The organism is Clostridium sp. K04 (assembly GCF_019734375.1).
Classification (GTDB): Bacteria; Bacillota; Clostridia; order Clostridiales; family Clostridiaceae; genus Clostridium; species Clostridium saudiense.
The window spans coordinates 22,468-30,801 of record NZ_JAASHD010000041.1 but is presented as its reverse complement, the minus strand read 5'-3'; the positions used below and the strand labels follow the sequence as shown (position 1 = coordinate 30,801).

Annotated in this window: 9 protein-coding genes; 7 read left to right on the top strand and 2 right to left on the bottom strand. The window is 28.4% G+C overall.

The annotated features are described in order from the left end of the window. Positions 1 to 287: 287 nt before the first annotated feature. Positions 288 to 827 (top strand): flavodoxin family protein, encoded by a 540-nt coding sequence (locus HCG70_RS14580; protein ID WP_042398585.1) that lies wholly within the window; start codon positions 288 to 290, stop codon positions 825 to 827. A 33-nt stretch (positions 828 to 860) separates the two neighbouring features. Here HCG70_RS14580 and HCG70_RS14575 read toward each other — a convergent pair whose 3' ends face one another. Continuing rightward, complete coding sequence (locus HCG70_RS14575) at positions 861 to 1,865, bottom strand: AraC family transcriptional regulator (protein ID WP_042398582.1); 1,005 nt, start codon at positions 1,863 to 1,865, stop codon at positions 861 to 863. A gap of 275 nt (positions 1,866 to 2,140) precedes the next feature. On the opposite strand from HCG70_RS14575, the gene HCG70_RS14570 reads away from it, so the two are divergent. The 6 genes from HCG70_RS14570 to HCG70_RS14545 all read left to right on the top strand — a co-directional run bounded on the left by HCG70_RS14570 (position 2,141) and on the right by HCG70_RS14545 (position 7,835). Then, on the top strand, positions 2,141 to 3,091 hold the full coding sequence (locus HCG70_RS14570; protein ID WP_042398579.1) for an iron-hydroxamate ABC transporter substrate-binding protein: 951 nt from the start codon (positions 2,141 to 2,143) through the stop codon (positions 3,089 to 3,091). Then, positions 3,078 to 4,070: an iron ABC transporter permease gene (locus HCG70_RS14565; RefSeq protein ID WP_042398576.1), complete on the top strand. Its 993-nt coding sequence runs from the start codon at positions 3,078 to 3,080 to the stop codon at positions 4,068 to 4,070. Before HCG70_RS14570 ends, HCG70_RS14565 begins: the two co-directional genes overlap by 14 nt. After that, the gene (locus tag HCG70_RS14560; protein ID WP_042398573.1) at positions 4,070 to 5,077 is read left to right on the top strand and encodes an iron ABC transporter permease; all 1,008 of its coding nucleotides are present in this window, start codon (positions 4,070 to 4,072) and stop codon (positions 5,075 to 5,077) included. Before HCG70_RS14565 ends, HCG70_RS14560 begins: the two co-directional genes overlap by 1 nt. A gap of 2 nt (positions 5,078 to 5,079) precedes the next feature. After that, on the top strand, positions 5,080 to 5,880 hold the full coding sequence (locus HCG70_RS14555) for an ABC transporter ATP-binding protein (RefSeq protein WP_042398570.1): 801 nt from the start codon (positions 5,080 to 5,082) through the stop codon (positions 5,878 to 5,880). After that, entirely contained in the window at positions 5,870 to 7,144 is a 1,275-nt protein-coding gene (locus tag HCG70_RS14550) for an MFS transporter (protein ID WP_221697909.1), read from the top strand. The genes HCG70_RS14555 and HCG70_RS14550 overlap by 11 nt, the downstream gene beginning before the upstream one ends. A gap of 166 nt (positions 7,145 to 7,310) precedes the next feature. Then, positions 7,311 to 7,835 (top strand): DUF308 domain-containing protein, encoded by a 525-nt coding sequence (locus HCG70_RS14545; protein WP_195951393.1) that lies wholly within the window; start codon positions 7,311 to 7,313, stop codon positions 7,833 to 7,835. Between the two features lie 162 nt (positions 7,836 to 7,997). Here HCG70_RS14545 and HCG70_RS14540 read toward each other — a convergent pair whose 3' ends face one another. Next, a complete protein-coding gene (locus HCG70_RS14540; RefSeq protein ID WP_042398560.1) occupies positions 7,998 to 8,246 on the bottom strand; it encodes a hypothetical protein in 249 nt (82 codons plus the stop codon). Positions 8,247 to 8,334: the final 88 nt, after the last annotated feature.

Here is an 8,334-nt window from a genome sequence, read left to right as displayed (position 1 = left end):
AAACTTATATAATTTTCAAAGAGCGAGCAATTCTATGAAAAATCAAGCTATTTTTTCATATCAGCTTAACAGATTCTTTTTTCTTAATTATACAAGGGGTTTACTATGAAATTAATATAGGAATGGAATATTGAAAAGGATATATCAATAATAATTAATTTAATAAAAAATATATGAAATAAATATATCAATTATGGAATTAAATCTTGCCTTGGAGTGCACTTTAAGTGGTAGACTAAGGATAATAAGTTAAATGTTAGCGGAAATAATAGGAGAGTATAAAGATTATGGGGAAAAGAATATTAGTATTTTTGTCTGGGAGAAATGATGGTAGTACAAATGTATTATGTGATGAATTTATTAATGGAGCTAAGGAATCAGGAAATTATGTAGAAAAAATATTAGTAAATAATAAAAATATTAATTACTGTTTAGGTTGTAGAGCTTGCAAATTAAATAAAGGAATATGTATTCATAAGGATGATATGACGGAAATTTTAGATAAAATAATAAGCTCAAATATAATAGTTTTTGCATCACCAGTATACTTTTATAGCTTTAATGCACAAATGAAAGCAATTATGGACAGAACTTATGCTAAGTTAGAAAGTATAAAAGATAAGGAAGCTTATCTTATTATAAGTGGAGCAGCACCTACTAAAAATTATATGAATACAATTGTAGAATCTTTTGAAAAATACATTGATTGTTTTGAAAACATTGAGTTAAGGGGGATAATCTATGGCTGTGGGGCAATTGAAAAAGACTTTTTAAAAGGAAAAGATGTAATAAAAGAAGCATATGATATGGGAAAATCTATAATATAGATTTTCCCATATCATATGCTTTATAATAGATAATTAGATTTTAAGTTTTCTAAATGCTAAAGGGGTTTTACCATGAGTTTTTTTAAACATTTTAACGAAATTACCACTATAATTATAGCCAAGTTGTTTAGAGATTTCATCAATACTTAACTCAGTTGTAGATAATAAATTTTCTGCCATTGTCATTCTAATAGAATTAGTATATTCACTAATAGACATATGATATTTTGCAGAAAATCCTGCCTTTAATTTTTGTTCATTTAAAAATACAATTTTACTTAAAGCCTTTATAGTGGGAGGATTACAGGCTTCTTCCGTTAATATATCATGAGCTTTTTGTATTGCATGTGCATCTGATGCAGTTAATGTAATATATCTATCTTTTCCTATCTTAATTTTTCCATAGTTTAATTGATTAGTAAAAACATTTTCTGGTGAAGAATTCAACTCCTTGGAAAGTAAAGCTATAGATTCTAAAATTTTGCTTTCTAAATATATAGGGGTAAGTTCATTGACTTCAGACATACTTCTTAGTCTTTGAATAATCGTAGAGATTTCAAGTGGAAGATATCTATATGTATAATTACTAATAAAGTTATCAAAGTCTAAAGTATTGGGGAAGTTTGGTCTGATTACTTCATCAAAGTATTTTTTGTAAATTGTTATTTCAGCTCCATGAAAGTGTTGACCTTTCTTCCAAAACTGTTTCCCTTGAATTGTTTTTTCCACTACAAAAAATGAGGATGGAGTGAAAGAAGAAACAGGATTATCTTCTATTTCAAAAGAAGTTTCACCAGTATAAACAGTACCAAACCTCATTATTTCTTCATTATGATCAAAAGAAATAGAAAAATCTGCAGGGATAGTGTAATCACCTATGCCAAAGTCATAATATTCTTCACGTGAATATTTAATAAAATGCCCAAGTTCAGGATTATTTTCATTTTTATATATAGTATAATTTTTAGTTTCATATGGTTTAAAAGTCATTTTATTTAAAACGGTAGCTTGAAAATCTTTTGTTGTTTTAGAAATCATGATATACCTCTATATTAATAATAATTAAAGTAAATATATTATAATTATAAGTATTTACAATAAAAAATAAATAATTAGTTTAATAGATTATAGAAATTATTTATAAGTAATTTGGATAAAATAAATTTAGTTAAATACAAAATAAATTATTATAATAGATGATAAAATTATTAAATTAGATGTAAGGATTGAAATGAGAATGACTCTCATATACAATCAACTTACAGTCGACGAGAAAAAACAGAAGTTAATTATAAAATAAATGGAGGTACAAAATGAAGAATAAAGTTTTAAAAGCAATAGTGGCAACTTGTATGACAGCTATGATGTTTGTTGGATGTGCTAGCAACGGGACAGCAAATGAAGACAAAACAACTGAAAATACTGTAACAGTTACAGATGTAAGAGGAGATGTTGAAATACCAGCAGATCCACAAAGAATAGTAGATTTAAGTGGGAACAGTGATATATTATCAATCTTAGGATATGATGTTGTAGGTACTGCAAATAGTGATGCTTATGATTACACTAAATTCCCTTCATATTTAGAAGAAACATTAAAAGGTGCTGAAATCTTAGGATATAGCATGCAAGATACTATGGATGTAGAAGCGGTTATGAACTTAAATCCAGATTTAATAGTTATATCAACAGTTCAAGAAAAAATGTATGATGCATTAAGTGAAATTGCTCCAACAGTTATGATTCAATTAGAAGCTTTAAATTGGAAAGATGATGTTAGAACTTTAGCAAAAGTATTTAATAAAGAAGATGTTGCTAATGAATGGATAGCTAATTACGAAAATAAAGCTAAAGAAGCTGGAGATAAAATCAAAGCTGAATATGGTGAAGACACAACTTATCTTTCATTCTTAGCAAGTGGTGGACAATTCTTCATATTTGATGGTGCAGGATTTGGTGATGTATTATATAACGATATGGGATTAGCTAAACCAGCAGGAATGCCAGAACAAACAGACATTAGCTTACCAGTTGTAACTTATGAAGGTTTAGCAGCAATTCAATCTGATTATATATTCGTAATTGCAACGGATGAAGATTTAGCTCAATTAGAAGCAAATAGCATTTGGAACAACTTACCTGCAGTTAAAAATGGTAATGTAGTAGTATTAGAATCATCACCATACTTTAACCAAGGATATAGCTCAATTGGAAGAGAAATATTAGTAGATGAAATAGGTGACATGTTAAATGAAACAAAGTAATAAACGTACAATAATATTTGTAATTTGTAGTTTGTTACTCTTAATAGGAGGATTGACTTTAGCCATTAGGCTAGGGTCAGTCCATATTACGTTTAAGGATATTTGGAATAGTATATTTAATTATAATGAAACATTAGAACTTATGTTAGTTAGAGATGTACGTATTCCAAGGGCTTTAGCTGTATTATTTACAGGTGGGGTATTAGGAGTAACAGGGGCAATGATTCAAGGTGTTACTAGAAATCCAATAGCTGAACCATCTATCTTAGGTATAAGCCAAGGAGCAACTTTAGTAATAGCTATTTTTTATGCAGCAGGAATAGGAATAACTACTCGAAATGTAATGATAGCTTCTTTTATAGGAGCATTAATAACGGGAATTATAGTTTTAGGATTTATATCGAAAAAAGCAAATAATAACTCAATTGCAAAGATACTTTTAGCAGGAACAGCTATGAGTACATTTTTCATTTCTTTAACTACAGTAATTGGTCTTTTATCAAATCAATCTCAAATGATAGGATTTTGGGTATCTGGAGGTTTTAGAAATGCAAGTTGGGCAGATTTCAAATTAATTTTTGTAGTAGGAGTTATAGGACTTATTATAGCAGTATTTTTATCACCAAAGATAAACATATTAAATTTAGGTGATGACGTTGCAATTGGACTTGGAGAAAATCCAGAAAAAATAAGATTCGTAACCCTTATGGTTATGATACCAATGTGTGCAGCGGCAGTTGCAGTAGGTAAAAATATAGCATTTGTAGGGTTAATAGTACCTCAAATAGTTAGAAAATTATTAGGTGAAGATTATAGAAGAAATATTCCATGTTCATTTTTACTTGGAGCAGTTCTTTTAACATTTGCAGATGTTGCAGCAAGAATGATATTTAATCCTTATGAAACACCAATTGGAGTATTTACAGCATTAATAGGAATACCATTCTTTATATCAGTAGCTAGAAAGGAGAGAGGATAATGAATAAGAAAAATTTTAAATTAGTTATAGCAATTTTACTTGTCTTATTAGTAGTCTCTTTTATGGTTACATTATGTTGGGGAACATATAAGATTTCACCTTCAGAAGTTATAAATACTCTTTTAGGAAATGGGACTAAGCTTCAAAATACAGCAATATTAACTATTAGACTTCCAAGACTTTTAGTTGGTATGTTTGTAGCAGTTGCATTATCAACAGCAGGAGCAATTCTTCAAACTGTAACTAAAAATGATTTAGCAGATACAGGAATAATAGGGATAAATGCTGGGGCAGCAGTTGCAGCAGTATTATTTATTACATATTCAACTGGAGCATATTATAGTGAGCTTGGACAATTATCAATATTTGTACTACCAGCTATGGCTATAATAGGTGCAGCAGTTACGGCATTCATAATATATATGATGTCTAGTAGAAAGGGAATAAAACCAAAAAGACTTTTATTAATTGGTATTGGATTAAATGCCGGTCTTAATGCATTTATAACATTCTTTACTTTTAGAGGTGGTGTTGGAGACTATAATAGAGTATTAGTTTGGACATCGGGAAGCCTTTGGGGATCAGGATGGAGCTATGCAAAGGTAATAATCCCAATAGTAGCAATAATGTTTATAGTAGTTTTATTAAATCATAAAAAGTTAGATGTTTTAAATCTTTCAGATGAACTTGCTATATCATTAGGTTTAAATTTAGAAAAGGAAAGAAAAAAATTCTTAACTTTTGCAGTGATTTTGGCAGGGACAGCAACAGCTTTTGCAGGTAATATAGGATTTTTAGGACTTATATCTCCTCATATTGCAAGAAAGTTAGTTGGACCTTATCATAAAAAGTTTATTACAGTTTCAGCAATGATAAGTATTATTATAGTTATTCTTGCAGATGCAGTTTCAAGAAATTTATTCTCTCCAATTGAAATTCCAGTAGGAATAACAGTATCAATATTTGGAGTACCATATTTTATTTATTTAATGATGAAGGAGAAATAATTATGGAAGCTATTAGTGTAAAGAATTTAAGCGTGGCATATGAAAATAATACTATAATTGAAGATATGAGTTTATCAATACCAAAGGGAAAAATAAGCATAATAATTGGAGCAAATGGATGCGGTAAATCAACTTTACTTAAGACTATAGCAAGAATTAATAAGCCTAAAAGTGGTGATATCTTCATTAATAATAAAAATATAAAAAAGGTAAAAGAAAAGAATATAGCAAAAGAAGTTGCATTCTTACCTCAAGGACCAGTTTGTCCAGATGGACTTACAGTAAGAGAACTTGTTGCTTTTGGTAGATTTCCTCATCAAAAAATGATTGGTGGACTTACTAGTCATGATAAGGAACTTATTGATTGGGCAATAGAAGAAACAGGTCTTAGTGAATTTGCTGATAGGGGAGTTGAAAACTTATCTGGAGGGCAAAGACAAAGAGCGTGGATTGCCATGACGTTAGCTCAAGAAACTGAAATAATAATGCTTGATGAGCCAACAACTTACTTAGATATGTCTTATCAACTTGAAGTGTTAGAAGTGCTTCAAAAACTTAATAAAGAAAAGAAGATAACAGTAGTTATAGTTCTTCATGAGCTTAATAATGCTTGTAGGTTTGCAGATAATATTATTGGTCTTAAAAAAGGAAAGATTATTTGTGAGGGAAGACCGTTAGATGTAATTAATAAAGAAAACTTAAACACTATATATGGAATAGATGCGAACCTTACAATAAGTGAAGATGGTAAGTATCCAATATGTATGGAATATGACTTATTCAGGGGGATAAATGAAAAATAAGAATTTTATAATAATAGTTATAGGACAGATTATTTCTTTATTTGGAAATGCAATTCAAAGATTTAGTATGTCACTATATTTGTTGGAGTTTACAGGGAGTACAGCTACCTTTTCAACAATATTAGCAATATCTACTATACCTTATATAGTCTTTGCACCAATTTCAGGTAGGTTATCTGATAATATAAATAGAAAAAAGATAATGGTATGGCTAGATTTATTTTGCTTCATATTAATTGGAAGTTATGCATTCATATTACTTAGAGGAAATGATAGTGCATTAATAGTTGGAACTGTTATGTTTATGTTATCGATATGTGCCACTTTATATGGACCAGCAGTGACATCTTCAATACCACAAATAGTAGAGGAAGAAAGGCTGACTTCTGCAAATGGAATAATAAATCAAGTTGGATCTATTGTTAACTTTGCAGGACCAATACTTGCAGGATTACTTTATGGATTTTTAGGTATAAAAATAATTGTAATAATAAATGCAGTAAGCTTTTTAATTTCTGCAATAATGGAAATGTTCTTAGAGATTCCAGATGTAGTAAAGACAAATATAGTTACTGATAATGAGATAGCTGTATCAAAGGATGAAGAAAAAATATTATCTATGAACTTTATTAAAAAGTCTTTCGCAGATATGAAAGAAAGTTTTATTTACTTAAAAAATGAAAAGAAAATTGTACTTGGAATTATAGCATCTTATGCTTTATGTAATATTTTCTTAGTTCCAATATTATCAATAGTTGCACCATATTTTATAAATGTGTTCTTAGGACTTTCTTCAGAAATATACGGGCTAGTAGAAGGTGTTTGTGTTTTAGGAATGATATTAGGCGGATTTTGGATTAGTGTAAAACCTAATATGTTTTCTATGAAAAAGGTACATTACACATATTTCCCAATGATAGCAGGAGTTATTGTAATGTCGACTTTAGGATTTATAAAGTTAAATAATTATGCTTTAGCTGGAATATTTGCAATTGGTGGACTTGCAATAATGTTATCTTTATCATTATCAAATGTATTAACTTTAACATTTATACAAAAGCAAGTACCGGGAGAAATGCTTGGACGAGTATCTGCATTTTCAACGGCAGTAGCAACTATAAGTGTTGCACCAGGTCAGTTATTATTTGGACAAGTTATAGATATGGGAATACCAATAGGAGTTATATTAGTAGTTTCTGCAATATTTAATATAGGGCTTATGCTATTTATTAAGAGGAACGTAAGAGGTTTAAAAGAAACTTAAATTTTATAAATAAACCATGTAGGGAATATACCTATGTGGTTTTTTATATAAAAAGATAAATAGGGGAAATTAAATATATACTAATTAATATTGCTTTGAAAAAATAATATATTTTGGTAAACTTATGTATAATTATTAATTAATTAGATTGGAAGGTAGAGATAATATGAAAAAACAAATTTGGGATTATATATCAACGATATTAATAATTATAAATGGTATCATTTGTATTATTTATCATGAAGAAATGATTGGATGGTTACCGAGTATTTGTGCTATAGTATTGCTTATAAAAGGAACTATAAAAATGATAGAGGGAATTAAGGAAAAGGACTATGCAAGTTTAGAAGAGAAAAAATTAGAAAGATCGATTGTAATAATAGCAGTTGCTATAGCTATACTTATTCAAAGAGAGAATGCATTAGTTGTGGTAGTTATCTTTTGGGGATTATCAGGTTTAAATAAATCAGCAAATTATTTAAATGAAGCATTATATTATTTTTCTAAAAAGAAGGGTGGATTTTTACCATTAATAAAAACAATAATTGAATTTACATTATCAATTTTATTGATTTTTGATCCATTAGGAAAGGCAACAGAGCATATATTAATATTAGGATTTGAATTGATTATTGAAGGTATGTTTGAAATGATAAGTATTCATAATGGAAAAGAAGAGATTATGGATTAAATTCTAATTTCAAAAAGACATTAGAGTAATTTACTGTAGTTACAAAGTACGCAGTATTATGTGGATGACAAAAAAATATAGAATAGATGTTATTTAAACTAAAAAATAACTATAGGGTAATATGTTTGTAATATTTACTCTATAGTTTTTTTATTTAAGTAATTAATTAGATGAAGAATCATGTTCTTCTTCAATATAAGTCATTTTTATTTGGCCAATGACTTGTTGAGATGCATATATATTTCCCCATTCTTTGCCGTTAGGGCAATTATTCGGAAGGGAGAAAGATAGGTGTACTTGATTTGTATATGGTTTAACTAAATTATATAAATCCTTATAGTCTATATGAGGTATTATTTTACAGAGGGAAACCTTGCTTTCACCTAATTCTTTAATTTCAACTTTATACATTATTTTGACTCCTAAATTCATTAATACATTATATATTTATTATATTTATGATGTTTTAGAATGTTAAAAAGTAAAATAAATTTTTTAG